At 28.6% G+C, this 18812-nt stretch carries 24 protein-coding genes; 19 read left to right on the plus strand and 5 right to left on the minus strand.

Annotated features, from left to right (window positions below):
* Window positions 1-225 precede the first annotated feature (225 nt).
* The 3 genes from ychF to P161_RS19550 all read left to right on the plus strand — a co-directional run bounded on the left by ychF (window position 226) and on the right by P161_RS19550 (window position 3195).
* Window positions 226-1317, plus strand: coding sequence for a redox-regulated ATPase YchF (gene ychF, locus P161_RS0114520; RefSeq protein WP_026777649.1), 1092 nt, complete (start codon window positions 226-228; stop codon window positions 1315-1317).
* Window positions 1318-1612: 295 nt separating this feature from the next.
* Window positions 1613-2800 (plus strand): hypothetical protein, encoded by a 1188-nt coding sequence (locus tag P161_RS0114525; protein WP_026777650.1) that lies wholly within the window; start codon window positions 1613-1615, stop codon window positions 2798-2800.
* Window positions 2801-3027: 227 nt separating this feature from the next.
* Window positions 3028-3195 (plus strand): hypothetical protein, encoded by a 168-nt coding sequence (locus tag P161_RS19550; RefSeq protein ID WP_155810474.1) that lies wholly within the window; start codon window positions 3028-3030, stop codon window positions 3193-3195.
* 31 nt (window positions 3196-3226) lie between these two features.
* Here P161_RS19550 and P161_RS0114535 read toward each other — a convergent pair whose 3' ends face one another.
* Together P161_RS0114535 and gcvT are read right to left on the minus strand one after the other, a co-directional pair.
* Window positions 3227-4225 (minus strand): metal-dependent hydrolase, encoded by a 999-nt coding sequence (locus P161_RS0114535; RefSeq protein WP_026777651.1) that lies wholly within the window; start codon window positions 4223-4225, stop codon window positions 3227-3229.
* A 9-nt stretch (window positions 4226-4234) separates the two neighbouring features.
* Entirely contained in the window at window positions 4235-5320 is a 1086-nt protein-coding gene (gene gcvT, locus P161_RS0114540) for a glycine cleavage system aminomethyltransferase GcvT (RefSeq protein WP_026777652.1), read from the minus strand.
* Between the two features lie 132 nt (window positions 5321-5452).
* Between gcvT and P161_RS0114545 the strand changes: the two genes are divergently transcribed.
* Genes P161_RS0114545 through P161_RS0114555 form a run of 3 tightly spaced genes read left to right on the plus strand, consistent with a single transcriptional unit; the run spans window position 5453 to window position 7962 of the window.
* On the plus strand, window positions 5453-7075 hold the full coding sequence (locus P161_RS0114545; protein ID WP_026777653.1) for an aminopeptidase P family protein: 1623 nt from the start codon (window positions 5453-5455) through the stop codon (window positions 7073-7075).
* On the plus strand, window positions 7075-7734 hold the full coding sequence (locus P161_RS0114550; protein ID WP_026777654.1) for an NAD(P)H-binding protein: 660 nt from the start codon (window positions 7075-7077) through the stop codon (window positions 7732-7734). Before P161_RS0114545 ends, P161_RS0114550 begins: the two co-directional genes overlap by 1 nt.
* Before the next feature lie 6 nt (window positions 7735-7740).
* Window positions 7741-7962 (plus strand): VF530 family DNA-binding protein, encoded by a 222-nt coding sequence (locus P161_RS0114555; protein WP_026777655.1) that lies wholly within the window; start codon window positions 7741-7743, stop codon window positions 7960-7962.
* Here the strand turns inward: P161_RS0114555 and P161_RS0114560 are convergent, their stop codons facing one another.
* Window positions 7963-8646, minus strand: a complete 684-nt coding sequence (locus tag P161_RS0114560) for an NAD-dependent deacylase (RefSeq protein ID WP_026777656.1) — start codon at window positions 8644-8646, stop codon at window positions 7963-7965.
* A 35-nt stretch (window positions 8647-8681) separates the two neighbouring features.
* On the opposite strand from P161_RS0114560, the gene P161_RS0114565 reads away from it, so the two are divergent.
* Window positions 8682-9353 carry an RNA methyltransferase gene (locus P161_RS0114565; protein ID WP_026777657.1) on the plus strand — a complete coding sequence of 224 codons (672 nt, stop codon included), beginning with the start codon at window positions 8682-8684 and terminating at the stop codon, window positions 9351-9353.
* Between the two features lie 5 nt (window positions 9354-9358).
* Entirely contained in the window at window positions 9359-9952 is a 594-nt protein-coding gene (locus P161_RS0114570; protein ID WP_026777658.1) for a YdeI family protein, read from the plus strand.
* Here the strand turns inward: P161_RS0114570 and P161_RS0114575 are convergent.
* A complete protein-coding gene (locus P161_RS0114575; protein WP_026777659.1) occupies window positions 9949-10317 on the minus strand; it encodes a DUF4258 domain-containing protein in 369 nt (122 codons plus the stop codon). The two genes, P161_RS0114570 and P161_RS0114575, sit on opposite strands and share 4 nt — an antisense overlap.
* Before the next feature lie 280 nt (window positions 10318-10597).
* Between P161_RS0114575 and P161_RS0114580 the strand changes: the two genes are divergently transcribed.
* From P161_RS0114580 to ald, 4 genes are all read left to right on the plus strand, one after another.
* Window positions 10598-11158 (plus strand): RNA polymerase sigma factor, encoded by a 561-nt coding sequence (locus P161_RS0114580; RefSeq protein WP_026777660.1) that lies wholly within the window; start codon window positions 10598-10600, stop codon window positions 11156-11158.
* On the plus strand, window positions 11145-11957 hold the full coding sequence (locus P161_RS0114585) for a hypothetical protein (protein ID WP_026777661.1): 813 nt from the start codon (window positions 11145-11147) through the stop codon (window positions 11955-11957). The genes P161_RS0114580 and P161_RS0114585 overlap by 14 nt, the downstream gene beginning before the upstream one ends.
* A gap of 107 nt (window positions 11958-12064) precedes the next feature.
* Window positions 12065-13180: a hypothetical protein gene (locus P161_RS0114590; RefSeq protein ID WP_026777662.1), complete on the plus strand. Its 1116-nt coding sequence runs from the start codon at window positions 12065-12067 to the stop codon at window positions 13178-13180.
* A gap of 269 nt (window positions 13181-13449) precedes the next feature.
* Window positions 13450-14532 carry an alanine dehydrogenase gene (ald, locus tag P161_RS0114600; protein WP_026777663.1) on the plus strand — a complete coding sequence of 361 codons (1083 nt, stop codon included), beginning with the start codon at window positions 13450-13452 and terminating at the stop codon, window positions 14530-14532.
* A gap of 69 nt (window positions 14533-14601) precedes the next feature.
* Here ald and P161_RS0114605 read toward each other — a convergent pair whose 3' ends face one another.
* Window positions 14602-15492 (minus strand): sterol desaturase family protein, encoded by an 891-nt coding sequence (locus tag P161_RS0114605; protein ID WP_026777664.1) that lies wholly within the window; start codon window positions 15490-15492, stop codon window positions 14602-14604.
* Window positions 15493-15615: 123 nt separating this feature from the next.
* On the opposite strand from P161_RS0114605, the gene rpsF reads away from it, so the two are divergent.
* The 7 genes from rpsF (at window position 15616) to P161_RS18700 (ending at window position 18811) form a co-directional block, all read left to right on the plus strand.
* Window positions 15616-15957, plus strand: coding sequence for a 30S ribosomal protein S6 (rpsF, locus tag P161_RS0114610; protein ID WP_026777665.1), 342 nt, complete (start codon window positions 15616-15618; stop codon window positions 15955-15957).
* Window positions 15958-15960: 3 nt separating this feature from the next.
* Window positions 15961-16257, plus strand: a complete 297-nt coding sequence (rpsR, locus tag P161_RS0114615; protein WP_026777666.1) for a 30S ribosomal protein S18 — start codon at window positions 15961-15963, stop codon at window positions 16255-16257.
* Window positions 16258-16272: 15 nt separating this feature from the next.
* Entirely contained in the window at window positions 16273-16719 is a 447-nt protein-coding gene (gene rplI, locus P161_RS0114620; RefSeq protein WP_026777667.1) for a 50S ribosomal protein L9, read from the plus strand.
* Between the two features lie 93 nt (window positions 16720-16812).
* Window positions 16813-17280 (plus strand): DUF6495 family protein, encoded by a 468-nt coding sequence (locus P161_RS0114625; protein WP_026777668.1) that lies wholly within the window; start codon window positions 16813-16815, stop codon window positions 17278-17280.
* Window positions 17281-17405: 125 nt separating this feature from the next.
* Window positions 17406-17819, plus strand: a complete 414-nt coding sequence (locus P161_RS0114630; protein WP_026777669.1) for a response regulator — start codon at window positions 17406-17408, stop codon at window positions 17817-17819.
* 168 nt (window positions 17820-17987) lie between these two features.
* The gene (locus P161_RS0114635) at window positions 17988-18311 is read left to right on the plus strand and encodes an Hpt domain-containing protein (RefSeq protein WP_026777670.1); all 324 of its coding nucleotides are present in this window, start codon (window positions 17988-17990) and stop codon (window positions 18309-18311) included.
* A 230-nt stretch (window positions 18312-18541) separates the two neighbouring features.
* Window positions 18542-18811 carry a hypothetical protein gene (locus tag P161_RS18700; RefSeq protein WP_036841543.1) on the plus strand — a complete coding sequence of 90 codons (270 nt, stop codon included), beginning with the start codon at window positions 18542-18544 and terminating at the stop codon, window positions 18809-18811.
* Window position 18812: the final 1 nt, after the last annotated feature.

Consider the following 18812-nt stretch of genomic DNA (forward strand, 5'->3'; position numbering starts at 1 on the left):
TAAGTTTAACAAACTATTATACATCTATTTTCAGAATTTTAAGAAGTGTTAACTTAAATTAAGTTAATTCTTATTGTTATAAACGTTTTTGAATAATTCAACCAAAGTAATAATTCCAAAAAATTGTCAAATTAATTCGGATTTTTTTATTTTTAAAAAAACTATATTTGCACTCGCAAAAATCAAGTAGTGATTCTTGCATTTTTTATCTAAATATCAAAGAAAATGAAAGCTGGAATTGTAGGATTACCAAACGTAGGAAAATCGACTTTATTTAATTGTTTATCAAACGCAAAAGCGCAAAGTGCGAACTTTCCTTTTTGTACTATTGAACCTAATTTGGGAGTTGTAAATGTGCCAGATACACGTTTGCAAAAATTAGAAGAATTGGTGAATCCTGAAAGAGTTCTACCAGCAACTGTAGAGATTGTAGATATTGCAGGTTTGGTAAAAGGTGCAAGCAAAGGCGAAGGTTTGGGAAATCAATTTTTGGCAAATATTAGAGAAACAGACGCAATTTTACATGTAGTACGTTGTTTTGATAATGATAATATTATTCATGTTGATAATTCAATAGATCCTGTTAGAGATAAAGAAACTATTGATATTGAATTACAATTAAAAGATTTAGAGACTGTTGAAAAGCGTTTAGAACGTGTAAAAAGAACTGCAAAAACAGGAAATAAAGAAGCGCAAGCAGAATTGGTAGTTTTACTAAAAATACAGGAAACATTGTTAAAAGGTGTTTCTGTAAGAGCTATCGATTTTAATGAAAAAGAAATGGAATTTGTACAACCTTTACAATTTATTACTGCAAAACCAGTTTTGTATGTGTGTAATGTTGATGAAAATTCTGCTGTTTCTGGAAATGCGTATGTAGAAAAAGTTAGAGAAGCTGTAAAAGATGAAAATGCTGAAGTGATTGTTTTAGCAGTTGGAACAGAAGCAGATATTACAGAATTAGACGATTATGAAGAGCGCCAAATGTTTTTAGCTGATATTGGTTTGGAAGAAGCTGGTGTGTCTAGATTGGTGAGATCTGCGTATAAATTATTAAATTTACAAACGTATTTTACAGCGGGTGTAAAAGAAGTAAGAGCTTGGACAATTCCTATTGGTTCCACTGCACCACAAGCTGCAGGTGTAATTCATACCGATTTTGAAAAAGGTTTTATTAGAGCAGAAACTATTGCTTACGATGATTATGTGGCATTTGGTTCTGAAGCTAAAGTTAAAGAAGCTGGAAAAATGAGAGTAGAAGGTAAAGAATATATTGTAAAAGATGGTGATGTAATGCACTTTAGATTTAATGTTTAAATTTCTTTAGAAATTTAAATGTTGAACTTGCTTCAGTATCTTTATCAAGAAAATATTTAAAGCTGATTTAATTCAAATATTAGCCACGAATTCACGAATTTATCAACTTTAAAATTTAATAATAATTTCACTAATAAAAAATCCGAAAGATTTTAAAATATTAGTGAAATTATTTTTTTTACATTACATTGTAATTCGTGAATTCGTGGCAAAAAAATAGACACAAAATTACACATCTAATCTTAAAATAATTTCTGGCACACACATTGCTTTATCAATTTAAACCAACCTAATTATGAAAAAAACACTACTTTTTACAGCCAGCTTATTTTTATTGATCTCCTGTAGTTCCGTAAAGAAAACGCAGCAAGCAATTAGCAATGGAAATTATGATACAGCTATTGATATTGCTATCGAAAATTTAAAAAAGAATAAAACTAAAAAAGGAAATCAACCTTATGTTTTAATGCTTCAAGAGGCTTTTAACAAAGCAAGATTAAGAGATTTAGACCGAATTAATTTCTTGAAAAAGGATAACAATCCACAAAATATAGAAAGCATTTACAGTCTTTATAACGATTTAAAAAACAGACAAGAGGTTATAAAACCTTTGTTACCATTGCCAATTTTAGATCAAAATAAAAATGCTAGTTTTCAATTTGCTAATTATGATGACGAAATTATAGCGAATAAAAATCAATTGTCAGATTATTTATATGCAAAAGCAAAAAAGCTTTTTACAGCTGATAATAAGTTCGATTATAGAACTGCATATGACGATTTAGAGTATTTAGATAAGGTAAATCCTAACTTTAAAGATGTTCGTAATTTAATGAATATAGCTCATGAAAGAGGTGTAGATTATGTGTTTGTTTCTATGAAAAATGAAACTGATAAAGTAATTCCTAAAAGATTAGAAGAAGATTTACTAAATTTTGACACCTATGGTTTAAATGATTTGTGGACAATGTATCATGGAGCAAAAGATCCAAATATCAAGTATGATTTTGGTTTAGAACTAAATTTAAGAAATATTCAAGTTTCGCCAGAACAAGTTAGAGAAAAGGAATTGGTGAGAGAAAGGCAAGTTGCAGATGGTTTTACCTATCTTTTAGATGATAAAGGAAACCAAGTTTTGGATAAAGATGGCAACAAAATTAAGGTTGATAAAATGGTGAATGTTCGTTGTGAAATTTATCAATTTACACAGTTTAAAACGGCTAAAGTTACTGGTCAAGTAAAGTATGTAGATTTAAACTCCAAACAAACCATTCAAACCTATCCAATTGCAAGTGAGTTTGCCTTTCAGCATATGTATGCAAATTACAGAGGAGATAAAAGAGCTTTAGAATCGTCTTTTTTAGACTTAATTGCCTTAAAAGTAGTTCCTTTCCCAACAAATGAACAAATGATTTATGATGCTGGGCAAGATTTAAAATCAAGATTGAAAACCATTATCACAAGAAATAAATTTAGAAATTAACGTAAAAGTTTTTTTAAAATTGATACAAAGAAAATCGTTTAAAGCTATATTGTTTTAAACGATTTTTTTCTGTGTGATAATCAAATATTTTATAAATTTCAAGAAAATCAAAATAACTAAATCTAATTTTTAAAACCGTTTAACGATAAATACCTACCATTCGAATAATAATAGCCAACTGAAAGAAGTTTTAAAATTACATTTGAGTAACTTTAATATTTAAAATTATGATTTTACAATCTTTTAACTTAGTTCTTATAAAATCTTTAGCAGTTCAATTTGTTGAATATTCAGTTTTAATGGCTGCTTTTTTTATATTTTTTGTATTGATGAATAATTTGATAGATAAAATAAATAAAACTAAAGATTCAAAAGCAAAAGTTTTATCAAATTAAAAGTTTATAAAAAATTTATTAATTATAGTTTCTAGTTTCCTTTAATTCTTGTCCATAATTCAGATAAAAGCTTTTTCCCATCTCGCTTTTCTTTAGTTTCTTCAATAAAAAAAGGGGTTCCGTTTTTATCAATTTCAATTTTATATTTAAAAACAAAATTTGTTGCATTTGGTTGAATGCTTAGAGAACCAAACCGTAAATCATTAAAATACAACACATCATTTTTTCTGTTGATGGTATACCAACCTTTAGAAATAGCAATCATTCGTTGCATTTTTGGATGATTTTTTAATTCTCCCATCAATTCATGATTTTTAGGATATTCAGAAAAGTAAATAGGATTTTTATCAAAAAAAGACGAATAACCAATTAAAAAAGAATTTTCAGTTTCAATATTTGCACTCCATAAAATGGTATTTAGTGGCGTAGGTTTTGTATTTAATTCTTTAAAAGCGATATTTTGATTTGCTAATTCCTTATTAAATGTTTGATAGGCAAAACCTTTTAAAATTAAAGTAATTACCAAATAAGAGCTACTAACAATTAAGCCTAAATTATTATAAAGTTTTCTTTTTTTAGTATTTCTTTTTTGAAACATTGCCAAAATCAGAAAAACCAAAAACGGAATTGTGTATAAAGGGTCTATTACAAACACATTTTTAAAAGCCAAACGAATATCCAAAGGCCAAAAAAATTGAGTTCCCCAAGTGGTTTGCGCATCTAAAATTGGGTGCGTTATAAACGCCCAGAAGAATAGCCAAAACCATTCTTTTGGGTATTTATAGGTTTCGAATTTTGTTGTTAAAAAAGCGAATATTGGTGCAAAAACTAAAGAGAAAAAAATAGAATGTGTAAAACCTCTATGAATTTCTAATGCAGAAACTGTATCTGTAAAAAAGGAAGAAATTACATCTAAATCAGGAATTGTACCAGCAATTGCTCCATACAACATGGCTTTATTCCCAATTTTTTTTCCTAAAACAGCTTCACCAACAGCAGCACCTAAAACAATTTGTGTTAAAGAGTCCAAATAGTAAGTTTATCCTTTATAAAAAGGCAATTTTACAACAGTTGCAGGAATTGCATTTTTACGAACTTGAATATAAATTTGAGTTCCTAATTTAGCAAGTTCTGTTGGTACATAACCCATTCCAATTCCTTTTTGCAAACAAGGGCTCATGGTTCCAGAAGTTACAGTTCCAATAGCAGTTCCAGTGGCATCAACAATATCATAACCTTGTCTTGGAATTCCTCTTTCATCCAACACAAAAGCAACTAATTTTCTTGAAGGTTTATCTGCTTTTTGCTGTGCTAAATTTTCATGATTTACAAAATCTTTTGTAAATTTTGTTATCCAACCTAAACCAGCTTCAATTGGTGATGTTGTATCATCAATATCATTACCATATAAACAATAACCCATTTCTAAACGTAAGGTATCTCTTGCAGCCAAACCAATTGGTTTGATCCCAAAATCGGCTCCAGCTAAAAATATTCTGTTCCAAATTTGTTCAACTTCGCTATTTTTACAGTAAATTTCAAATCCTCCAGAACCAGTATAGCCAGTTGCAGAAATGATAACATGTTCAAAACCTGCAAAATCACCAACTTTAAATTTATAAAAAGGAATGTCTGCCAAATCTAAAGAAGATAAAGACTGCATAGCTTCTACAGCTTTTGGACCTTGAATTGCTAATAAAGAATAGTCATCAGATATATCTTTTAAATCAGCATTAAATTCCTCATTATATTTAGTAATCCAATTCCAATCTTTTTCGATATTAGAAGCATTTACAACAAGTAAATACTGGTTTTCTTTAATTTTGTAACAAATTAAATCATCTACAATACCATTTTTTTCATTTGGGAAACAGCTGTATTGAGCATCACCAATTTCAAGCTTAGAAGCATCGTTAGAAGTTACTTTCTGAATTAATGCCAACGCATTTTCTCCAGAAACCAAAAATTCACCCATATGACTTACATCAAAAACACCCACAGACTCTCTAACAGTTAAATGTTCTGCAGTAACACCTTCATAAGATACAGGCATATTAAAACCTGCAAAAGGCACCATTTTTGCTCCTAATTTTTCGTGAACTTTGTGTAAGGCAATATTTCTCATTGTATAAATTCTTTAATTTTTTGCTAAATTATTGAAAAAATCATAATAAATGCACATTAAAATTCTGTTAATATTCATATTTCAAAAAATAAATAATAGTACATTTGAAATCATAAACGAAATCTACTATCTATGAAAAGTTTAAAATTCTTAACCATTTTATTTATAACATTCAGTTTAAATTTTGTAGCCCAAACTCCAACTGATTTTTTATCGAAAGATTTTCATAAAGAAAGACGCGAACTTCTGCGCTCTAAAATGCCTGAAAATTCTGTAACTGTTGTTTTTGCAAATCCTTTAAGAAATAGAGCAAATGATGTAGATTATGTATTTCATCAAGACCCAAATTTTTATTACTTAACGGGTTATAGAGAGCCAAATGGAGTTTTAGTTATTTTTTCTGATGATCAAACAGCTGAAGATGGAACTAGTTATAATGAAATTTTATACGTGCAGGAAAGAGATGAAAGAGCAGAACAATGGAATGGAAAACGTTTAGGAGTTGAAGGTGCCAAAAAAGAGTTAGGTTTTGAAATGGCTATGAATGCTAGTGAGTTTTTAAAAACCAACATCGATTTTAAAAGTTTTGACAACGTTTATATTGAAAAATTTAATGACGATTATAGAGATTTAGGTGGTGCAGATATTTTTAATTTGGTAAAGAATTTTAAAATAAATGCAGGTTATGATCCTTCTTTATTTTTATCTAACATGCAAAAATATGTGTATAATAATATAGCAGAAACACCAATTGAAAGTAATGCAAATGTGATTAACATTATTGATAGATTGGCAATTAGATCTCCAGAAATTAATAATGACGAATTAATTAAAGGTTACAAATCTGCAACTACAGACGATTTGAAGAAAGAGTATCAACAGAAAATAACGTTGGCATTGCAACCAAAAACAAATATCGACTTAACTTTTTTATCAGCAAATATGGCTACAATGCGTGAAGTTAAAACAGCTGCTGAAGTTAAATTGATAACGAAGGCTGTAAGAATTTCTGCTGTTGGACAAATTGAAGTGATGAAAGCCATGAAACCTCACATGTCTGAAACTGAATTACAAGGAATCCACGAATTTGTGTACAAAAAATATGGAGCAGAATATGAAGGATACCCAAGTATTGTGGGTGCAGGCAATAATGGTTGTATTTTACATTATATAGAAAATAATCAAACAAAAGTTGGTAATGAATTAGTTTTGATGGATTTAGGTGCAGAATATAGAGGCTACACAGCAGATGTAACTCGCACAATTCCTGCAAATGGAAAGTTTACCAAAGAACAAAAGCAAATTTATGATATTGTTTATGATGCTCAAGAAGCTGGCATTGCTTTGTATACAATTGGTTCAAAAATGTCTGCGCCAAATGTAGCAGCAAGAAAAATTGTAAATGAAGGTTTGTATAAATTAGGGATTATAAAATCTGTAGATGAAAGACACAATTATTTTCCTCATGGAACGTCACATCATATTGGTTTAGATGTACACGATCCAGGAAATTATAGAAATTTTGAAGAAAATATGATTGTTACCATGGAACCTGGAATTTACATTCCTGATGGCAGTCCTTGTGATAAAAAATGGTGGGGAATTGGTATAAGAATTGAAGATGATATTTTAGTAACTAAAAATGGACCTATAAACTTGTCTGCAGAAGCACCAAGAACTACAGAAGCTATCGAGAAAATGATGGCTAAAAAATCTGTTTTGGACGATTTTTTATTACCAGATTTAGATAAATAATGAGTAAAACAGCAATTGTATTAGGAGCAACAGGGTTAACAGGAGGAATTTTATTAGAAAAATTACTTGAGGACACAACATATTCAAAAATTAAATTATTTTCTAGAAGTTCTGTAGATATTAAATCTGACAAAATTGAACAGCATTTAATTAGTTTATTTCAATTAGAAAATTATAAAGAAGATTTTACTGGTGATGTCGTTTTTTGTTGCATTGGTACAACAGCAGCTAAAACAAAGGACAGTGCTAAATACAAACAAATCGATTACGGAATTCCTGTAAAAGCAGCAAAAATTGCTAAAGAAAACAAGATTGATACTTTTGTAGTAATGTCTTCTATGGGGGCAGATGTAACCAGTAATACTTTTTATAGCCAAATAAAAGGCGAAATGGAACGTGATGTTTTAAAGCAAAAAATTAAAAACACTTACATTTTAAGACCTTCTTTAATTGGTGGCGATCGTGAAGAGTTTAGATTAGGAGAAAGAATTGGCAAGGGAATTATGAGCGTTTTAAACCCGCTGTTTGTTGGAGGTTTAAAAAAATACAAAATGATTCATCCAGAAGATATAGCAAGTTGTATGCAATCACTTGCAAAAAGTAAAAACAATCAGACCATTTTTAGCTCTGATGAAATCGTAGAAATCGCAAATTCGTAATTATAGATGAGTACAGAACAACCCAATAATCCTTTGCATGGTATAAAATTAGCAACCATGTTAGAGCAATTGTATTTAGAATATGGTTGGGAAGAATTAGGATATTCTTTAAATATAAATGCTTTTAAAAACAACCCAACCTATAAATCTTCCTTAAAATTTTTAAGAACTACACCTTGGGCAAGAGAAAAAGTAGAAAAATTTTATTTAAAAAATATGATTAAATAATTATTTAATCAGCAATTCTATTAATTTATTAGTGCCTAAACTTGCTATGTTTTTAATGATTGTTAAATCGTTAAAATCATTTTCTGAGATTTGAGGTTTTGGATCTATAAAATAAATAGGTGTTTTAGGTTTTATATAATCTATCAAACTTGCAGCAGGATATACTTGCATAGAAGTACCAATAATTACTAAAATATCAGCTTTTTTGGTAATTTCAATAGCCTTATCTAACATGGGTACCATTTCTCCAAACCAAACAATGTGTGGTCTTAATTGGCTTTTTTTAGCGCATAAATCTCCTAAAGTCAAATCTTTAGTCCAATCTAAAATTAAAGAATCGTCTTTAGAACTTCTTACCTTTAAAAGTTCTCCATGCAAATGCGTAACATTTTTACTGCCAGCTTTTTCGTGCAAATTATCGACATTTTGAGTGATGATTTCAACATCAAAATGTTTTTCCAGTTCCACTAAATTTAAATGCCCTTCGTTTGGTTTTACGCTTAGTAATTCTCTTCTACGTTGATTGTAAAACTCTAAAACTAGCTCAGGATTTGCAGCAAAACCTTGTGGAGTAGCAACTTCCATTACATCATGACCTTCCCATAAACCATCAGCATCTCTAAAGGTATTAATGCCACTTTCTGCAGAAATACCTGCACCTGTTAAAACAACTAATTTTTTCATCACTTGTAAAAATAATAATTTTTATGTTTGTATGTATGATTGATGAAAAACTTTTAGCGTATTTTGAAGCGTATCTAACAGATAAAAGAAAAGCTACTTTTAAAAAAGTTCTAGAAAATAGAACTCGACATTTTACTGTGGTTTTAGAAGATATTTATCAACCACACAATGCAAGTGCTGTTGTAAGAACCTGTGATATATTTGGAGTTCAAGATGTGCACTCTATTGAAAATAGATACAGTAACACAGTTTCTAGACATGTTGCCAAGGGTTCTCAAAAATGGTTAAATCAATATAGATATAGAGAAGATGGAGATAATACAAAAATTTGTTTGGACGCTTTAAAAGAAAAAGGCTATCAACTTATTGCAACTTCACCTCATAATGAATCTTGTTTATTGCAAGATTTTGATATCAATAAAAAAACGGCTTTTATTTTAGGAGCAGAAGCAGAAGGCGTTTCAGATATTGTAAAAAGTCAAGCAGATGGTTTTTTAAAAATACCTATGGTTGGTTTTACTGAAAGTTTAAATATTTCTGTGGCTGCTGCTATTATTTTACAGTCTGTTACTACAAAACTTCGAAATTCTAAGATAGATTGGCAATTATCAACCAAAGAAAAAGAAATTTTATATTTTGATTGGGTGAAAAAGACAATAAAAAATGTAGATAAAATTGAGCAACATTATAATAGTAATTTAAAATAATAATTATGAATGTTAAGGTTGATGAATATATAGCTAAAAAAGAAAATTGGAGTAAAGAGTTAAAACTTTTACGTACTATTTTTGCTGATTTACCTTTAGAAGAAACCATAAAATGGGGAGCTCCAGTATATGTTTTTCAGGGTAAAAATATTGTTGGATTATCAGCTTTTAAAAATTACTGTGGCTTATGGTTTTTTCAAGGAGCTTTATTAAAAGACAAAGAAAAGGTTTTTGTAAATGCGCAAGAAGGAAAAACAAAAGCAATGTTGCAATGGAGATTTAATGCTATTGATGAAATAAATACAACGCAAATTAAAGAATATGTTTTAGAAGCTATAGAAAACGTAAAATTAGGAATGGAAATTAAACCAACAAAAACATCAAAACCACTTAGTATTCCTGAAGAATTAAAGTTAGCATTACATGAAAACAAAGAATTAAAAGAAAATTTTGATAATTTTTCTTTAAGCAAACAAAGAGAATTTGCAGCTTATATTGATGAAGCAAAAAGAGCAGCAACAAAATTAAAAAGACTCCAAAAAATAATACCAATGATTATTAGTGGAGTAGGATTGCATGATAAATACAAGAATTGTTAATCAACAATAATTTCTTTGATTGTAGAAACAGAATCGCACCTAGAAACATATAAACTTATGTTTTCTAATTCGTTATTTCCTGTAATATAATATTCTGCACAAGGCTTTTGTCTTGGCTTACTCTTGCCAAAATCTACATCACCAGTATGCAAAATAGTAGAGATTTTTGTAGTATCAATATCCGAGTTTAGCATCACTCTTTTAGCATTATCAGAAAAAACACGCTCTTTAATTCTAATGGTTTTTAACGTTCTTGCATCCATGCCATAATCAAACGTTGCATTTTTCTTTTGCCAGAAAAAGTAAACACCAATTGAACCTAAAGAAACGCCCACTAAATAATATCCTATTCTTTTAATTAACATGCTAAAATTGTTGACTGCAAAGTTATGTAATTTGAATAATTATTGATCTATTTAAAAGAGTTATTTGGAACGATTTTTAAAGTGATACCATAATATCAATAATTAACATCAAAAAAAATCATAATTTATAGTGATTACGAATGTTTGCTATTTTTTATAAATTACATGACTTTAAAATATCAACCCAAAATTAAATACAAATATTTTTTTCACCAAGCAACCTTTTTTAAACTTTGGTAGTCTATATATTTGTAAGGCATTAAAAACTGAATCAAGAGGCTTGAAAATTATAAAACTACATAACTCACAAAAATCGCTCATAAAAAAAGCGAGTAACAATAATAGAGAAGCGCAAGAACAATTGTTCAGGCAACATTCTCCTAAAATGTTAGGTGTTTGTAGGCAGTATGTAAAAGACAGTCATCATGCAGAAGATTTGTTATTACAAGGTTTTTTTAAGGTTTTTAAAAACTTACACACGTTCAAACACGAAGGTAGTTTTGAAGGTTGGATTCGTAGAATTATGGTGAACACGTGCATCTCTTATCTGCGAAAAAAAAATGTAATTGATTTGTCTGATGAAGACTATGTTTTTAATGATGCAGCTACAGAAAGCTTGGAAAATACCTCTGTAGAAGATATTCAAAAATTGATAGATCAATTGCCAGAAGGTTACAAAATGGTGTTTAATTTATACGCCATAGAAGGTTATAAACACTCAGAAATTGCTGAACAATTAGGCATTTCTGAAAGTACATCAAAATCGCAATTGTTTAAAGCGCGTAAACAGTTGCAACAAAATTATATTAAAATGAATACAGTAGTTCATGAAGACAAATAAATTAGATAATTCTATAAAAGAAAAGTTTGCAAATAGAACTTTGGAGCCATCAGCTTCTGCTTGGGAACGCTTGTCTGTAAAATTAGATGAAGAACCTAAACAAAAGAAAATCGGTTGGTTTTTTTATATAGGTGTAGCAGCAAGTATTTTATTATTGGTTTCAGTAAGTATGTACGTTTTTAGTGATACTTCTCAAGAAATTATTTTTGAAGATGATGTTGTGATTGAAAAAATTGACAAAGATTTAATTGATAAAAATATTGAGAATATAAAAACAGAGTTACCAATTGAAGAAGTAATAGTACAAAAAGATGGAATAAAAGTAACTCCAGAAACATCAATAAAAAAAATAATTGATAAAAAAGATATTTTAAAAGAATATAGAAATTCTACAAAAATAAAAGTTACAAAAGCTACCAAAAATGAAAATGTAGGGATTGCAAATGTTGATAAAATATCGACTGAATTAATTGAAAAAGAAGGTTTTAATGAGCCTGAAATTTTAAAAAGAGATCCAAATAGTAGTATAAAAATAAATGCAGAAGATTTATTATTTGCAGTAACACATTCACAAAAAGAAGTAAAAGCCTATTATGCAAAATATAATGTAGAAAGAGAAGATGTTTTAAAAACGATTAAAAGTGAACTGAAAAAAACAAATTTTAAAATAGATCCGAATACTATTTTAGCAGAAGTAGAAAGAACTATAGACGATGATGTTTTTCAGAATAATTTTATGAATTCCCTAAAACGAAAAGTATCTGATATTGCAGAAGCAATTGCAAGTAGAAACGATTAAATTTAATTATTTTATGATGTTGTTTTAGTACGTAATAAAAAAACATTTTAAATATCAATTAGTCATTTATCAACCAAAACAATCAATAAAATTTAAAATCCATAAACATGAAAAGAATAATATGTATCCTGTTATTGTTGTGTGCAACAATTTCACAAGCTCAAGAAAAAACATTCGAAAGAGAAGTCAGTAAAATATCAAAAAGAATAGAACGTATTGCAAAAGAACAAAAAGACTCTTTAAAAGCAAAGGTAATTGCAATTGACAAACGTTTAGATAAGGGAGAAATTACAAAAAGTACCTCGGAAACTTTAAAGAAAGAAGTTGCAGCTTATCACGCAAGACGAATCGAAAAACTAGTAAGTGAACAAGAGGCTTTGTTACAAATATTAGTGCAAGATAAAACCAATGGAAAAATTGCAAGTTCAGGTGAATTAGATAGCGATTATGATGAAGAAAATACGTTTACAATTGGCAGTAAAACCTTTATTTTTAAAGATAATGATAATTATTTTGAAACTCAAAATGAAAAAAGAGAAGCTCGTGAAAAAAAATGGAGAGATAAAGGAAGATCTAGCAGAATTACAACCTCTCAGTTTGTATTTGCAATGGGTATAAATAACGTTTTAACGGATAATGATTTATCTACTTTAGGAGACGATTATCAAACTTGGCGCTCACGTTTTTATGAATTAGGCTTCACTTGGAAAACGAGACTTACAAGAGAACCTTCTCAATTTTATTTTAAATATGGTGTATCTTTTCTTTGGAATAATTTACGATTGAAAGATAATCAACAACATGTTAAAAATGGAGATATGACAAATATCGAAACTAGAATAGATCAAGATTTAACAGAAAGCAGATTACGCCATGTACAAATGAATTTTCCTGTGCATTTAGAATGGGATTTATCTAAAAACAAAATCTATTCTGATGGAAGAAAAAGAGACAGAACTAATGAATCTGTTCGTTTAGGAATTGGAGGCTTTGCAGGTTTTAAATTAGGAACAAGACAGTATTTAGAGTACCAAGATGCTGATGGTGTAGATGTTGAAACTGTGGAGTATGATAATTATAATATGAATATTTTTAATTATGGTTTAAGCAGTTATGTTGGTTATAAAGACGTAAGTTTTTATGTAAAGTATGATTTGAATCCGCTTTTTAAAAATACAGAAACAAGAAATATTTCTATGGGAATTCGTTTAGATTTAGATTAACGAGCTATATCTGTAGTATTAAATATAAGTTTTATATTTAAATTGAGATACTTTTCAATTTTAAATTCAAAAAATATCAAAAAAGCTATTGCGTTTGCAATGGCTTTTGTTTTTTTAGCAAAATTTATACTTGTAAATATAGAATTCATAGTTTAAAATTGATAAATTTATGAAGTTCGTAATAATTAAATGAAATTAGATTTTATTTTATAAAAACCAAAAAAGCCTTATTTTTATATCCTTGTAAACCACAAATAAATAATATAAAAATGAAAATAGGAATTCCTAAAGAAATTAAAAATAACGAAAGTAGAGTAGGGATGACGCCTGCTGGTGTTTTTGCTTTGACAAATAAAAATCATACAGTTTTTGTGCAAGCAACAGCAGGTGAAGGTAGTGGTTTTTTTGATAAAGATTATATAGAGGTTGGTGCAACCATTTTGCCAACAATTGAAGATGTATATGCAAAAAGCGAAATGATTGTAAAGGTAAAAGAACCTATTGCATCAGAATATCCTTTAATTAGAGAAAACCAGATTGTATTTACGTATTTTCATTTTGCATCAAGTGAGCCTTTAACAAAAGCGATGATTGATAGCAAAGCAATTTGTATTGCTTATGAAACTGTAGAAGATGCTGATGGTTCTTTACCATTGTTAACACCAATGTCTGAAGTTGCAGGAAGAATGTCTGTACAACAAGGAGCAAAATACTTAGAAAAACCTGTAAAAGGAAGAGGGATTTTATTAGGAGGTGTTCCAGGAGTTACACCAGGAAAAGTATTAATTCTAGGAGCAGGAGTTGTGGGTGTACAAGCTGCAAAAATGGCAGCAGGTTTGGGTGCTCACGTAACCATTTTAGATATTAATATGAAACGTTTGCGTTATGTAAATGATGTGTTACCAAGTCATGTAATTACAGGTTTTTCTAGCGAATATGTAATTAGACAACACATAAAAACACACGATTTAATAATTGGTGGAGTTTTAGTAAAAGGAGGAAAGGCGCCAAAATTAATTACCAGAGATATGTTAAAAGAAATGCGTCCAGGAACTGTTGTGGTTGATGTTGCAGTAGATCAAGGTGGTTGTTTTGAAACCACAAGAGCAACAACGCATGAAGATCCTACCTATATCATTGATGATGTTGTACATTATTGTGTAGCAAATATGCCAGGTGCTGTTCCATTTACATCAACAATGGCATTAACGAATGTTACTTTAATGTACATTTTAAAAATTGCAAATTTAGGTTGGGAAAAAGCTTGTGAAAATGATGAATCTTTAGCTAAAGGATTAAATATTGTAAAAGGTAAAATTGTTTACAAAGAATTAGAAGGTATTTTTGATTAAAGCTTATTTTATTGCCACGAATTCACGAATAAAATTTTTTAATTGGTGAGTTTGTGGCTTTTTTCAAAATTATTTTCTTTGATGCTCTTCCCACTTTTTTCTAAGATCTGTTGATAAAATACTAGTTCCATCGTGTTTCCAACCTGGAGGTTTTATCAAATATTTAAATTTATTTTTAAGGGTTGTTTTTGAGTACCAAACATCTTTTAGCATATGAATCCATTCTAAGAAAGCAATTTTTATAGGATTATAAGTATTGATGTTAACAACTAAACCATACACAGGCTTTTCAACTTCGGGTTCAAAAGTTTTAAAAAGTCTGTCCCAAATAATAAAAATTCCTGCGTGATTTCTATCCAAATATTGTGGATTGGTTGCATGATGCACTCTATGATGACTTGGTGTATTAAATATATATTCAAACCATTTTGGCATTTTATCAATCAATTCTGTGTGAATCCAATATTGATAAATTAAGCTAATACTCATTTGCACCAAAACCATTATTGGATGAAAACCAATGATAATTAAAGGAAACCAAAAGATAAACGTGTAAAAACTTCCTGACCAAGTTTGTCTTAATGCAGTGCTTAAATTATATTTTTGAGAAGAATGATGCACAACATGACTTGCCCAAAACAACCTACTTTCATGACTTATTCTATGAAACCAATAATAACAAAAATCTTCTACGAATAGTAAAATAACCCAAGCCCACCAAGCAAAAGGAATTGTGAAAAATCTAAATTTATATAAAAATAAAAATACTGCTAAAATCATTATTTTAGTAAAAATGCCAATAAATACATTTCCTAAACCCATTATAATGGAAGTACCAGCATCTTTAAATTCATAATCTTCTAATTTTACCTTTACAGTTAAAATAATTTCAAGAATTACAGTGGCTACAAAAAACGGAATTGCGTAATGAATTAAGTCAGGTATTTCAGGTATTTGCATATCAGTATTTTAAATTGTTTGAATAGAAATTATAGCGTGAACTTTTTAATTAAAAAAAGATGCAGTAAATATAAAAAAGTTACTATATTTGCACCCTTAAAAATAAACAATAAATTATTAATTATGAATCATTACGAAACTGTTTTCATTTTGAATCCCGTTTTATCTGACACTCAGATAAAGGAGACAGTACAAAAGTTCGAGGATTATTTAGTTTCTAAAGGAGCTGAAATAATCTCAAAAGAAGATTGGGGCTTAAAGAAATTAGCCTACCCAATCCAAAAGAAAAAAAGTGGTTTTTATCACTTAGTAGACTTTAAAGTTGCTGGTGAGGAAATCGCTGCATTTGAGTTAGAATTTAGAAGAGATGATAGCGTTATGCGTTATTTAACTGTTAAATTAGACAAACATGCTGCAGCTTGGGCTGAAAAAAGAAGAGAACGTGTTAAATCTACTAAAAAATAAGAAATGGCATCAATAGAACAACAAGCAAAAGGTGGTAAATCTGCTGACGTTAGATATTTAACGCCATTAGATATAGACACTAAAAAAGAAGCTAAATACTGTAGATTCAAGAAAAAAGGCATTAAATATATCGATTATAAAGATGCAGATTTCTTAATGTATTTAGTAAACGAACAAGGTAAAATTTTACCAAGACGTTTAACAGGAACTTCATTAAAATATCAACGTAAAGTTGCGCAAGCAATTAAAAGATCGCGTCATTTAGCGTTAATGCCTTACGTTGGAGATTTACTAAAATAATAAATACGTACAGACATGGAATTGATATTAAGACAAGACGTAGAAAATTTAGGATTTAAAGATGATGTTGTAGACGTTAAAAACGGATATGGTAGAAACTTTTTAATCCCATCAGGAAAAGCATCTTTAGCTACTTCATCTGCAAAGAAAGTATTAGCAGAAAACTTAAAGCAAAGAGCTTATAAAGAAGCTAAATTAATTGATGAAGCAAATGAAATTGCAGAAACAATTAAAGGATATGAAATACAAATTTCATCTAAAACTGGTTCAGGAGACAAATTGTTTGGCTCTGTAAACAACATAGATTTAGCTGAAGCACTTGCAAAAGCAGGTACAGTAATCGACAAAAAATTTATAAAAGTTGTTGGTGGTTCTGTAAAAAGATTAGGTAAATACGAGGCATCTGTAAGATTACACAGAGCTGTAGTTGCTGATATTACTTTTGATGTTGTTGCTGAATAAGTTTAGAAACACATTTAAATAATTTTTTAAAAGCTCGTTAGAAATAACGAGCTTTTCTATTTTTTAATTTAAACTAAAAACCTCAAATATCTTATGAAATACAGACAACTTACCAAAGAACAATTTGAAAGTTTGCATGAAGAATTTGCCCTTTTTTTGGCTTCACAAAGTATAGATGTAAAAGAGTGGAGCACCATTAAAGAAGAAAAGCCAAAAGTTGCAGAAGAAGAGCTAAATGTGTTTTCTGATGTTGTTTGGGATGATGTTTTAACCAGAACAAACTATGTAGAACATTTTTCAGAAAGATCTGCAAACTTATTTAAATGCGATGAAAATGAAATTCATAGAATTGCTATTAAAATTACTTGGGATATTAATTTATTAGAACAAAAAGGTTTTGAATGGTTAATGCAAAACCCAATGGATAATTCAGTTGAAATTTTTAAAGGCTCTAAACCTTATCATTTAGATAGAAATAAAGAAATTTTCGATTTAATAGAAAAAGGTAGCTCTATTTCAAAAGGTGAAATCTTTGAATATTTTAGCCAATTGATTGGGTAATTTTTTAAAAACTGTTTGTCGATACTTTTTTGCATTTTAACCTTACTTTAATTCATTTAAACATCGTTATTAAATTAAAAGATAACTTTAGACTTAATTTGTATCTTATTAATTAGTATTATTAGATGGAAAAAAGTTTAAAGGTTTTATTAGTAGAAGATAATTTAATTGAAATAATGAAAATGAATAGAACCATTTCGTTATTAAAATTAAATCATACCATTTATGAATCCAAAAATGGTGAAGAAGCTCTAAAATTTCTTGAGAATAAAGAAAATATTCCTGATATAATTTTATTAGACTTAAACATGCCTAAGATTAGTGGTTTAGAATTTCTTAAAATTATAAAGGCAAACAACGATTTAAAACATATTCCTACAATTATTTTAACTACCTCAAGCAACCATAAAGATTTATTAGATTGCTATAGAACAGGAATGTCTGGTTACGTATTAAAACCTCTAAAATATGAAGATTATGTTAAAAAAATAGAAACTGTTTTAGCATATTGGAGTGTAAATGAGCTGATAAAAATATAATCATTAGCCAAATAAACTATTCGTAATCTCTATCTAACTAATGTAAATTATCATTTAAAAGTTTACATTTCTTATTTTTTACTTATTTTTTATAAGAATCTTTACGCATTTATTTAAATTTCGCATCAAATCTAGCAACAATTTTTTACCTTTAAAAAAAAGAAAATAATGGAGAAGCCAAATTTAATTTATATAAATAAGTTAGCAAGAGAGGATGTTTCTGTAAAAAACACTTTAATTAAAGTAGTTAAAGATGAGTTTCCAATAGAGGTAAAAGAATACTATTTTAGTGTCGAAAAAAATAATTTTAAAGAAATTGAAGCTAATGTTCATAGAATCAAGCATAAATTTAGTATATTGGGACTCGAAGAGAGTTATGAAAATGCTAATAAATTTGAACATAACCTTCGTGAAAACAAATTAGAGCTTTCACAAAAGGAAAATTTCGAAAAAATTTTAGAAGTAATTTCTCAATATTTAAAAACAATTTAAACATTTAACCCCTAATGAGTTTCATTGTAATAAATAAAACAAATATCTTTTTTAAAATTGTTAACAAATAAGAAAAGGCAACAAATCTTATTTTTATATTCAATCAATAGTCTAAAAGAAAAAATCACTGTTTGATTTTTATTTTTTAAAATATTGATAATAAGTGTTTTATTTAGGTGGAATTTAGTTTTTGATAATAAATTTATACTAACCAATTAAATATTTGTATCATGCCTCTAAAAATTTCAAAAAACAAAAGTGTTTATCATTTAAAAGGAAAAGTAAATACTCCTGACGTAGAATCTCTTTTAACTTATTTTACAGAAAAAATTAATAAAAAAAAGAAAATAACTCTAAACATAGAGGAAACTGAAGAAATTGATAAAAATGGTTTAAATGCTATTCAACAATTGATGATTTTAGCCACAGCTAAGGAAAAAAGTTTTTCAATTGTTGGTGGAGGCTGTAAAGAAATATACGATCATTTTTATGTAAATTAAT

Origin of the sequence: Polaribacter sp. Hel_I_88, from assembly GCF_000687935.1 — a bacterium.
Taxonomy (GTDB): domain Bacteria; phylum Bacteroidota; class Bacteroidia; order Flavobacteriales; family Flavobacteriaceae; genus Polaribacter.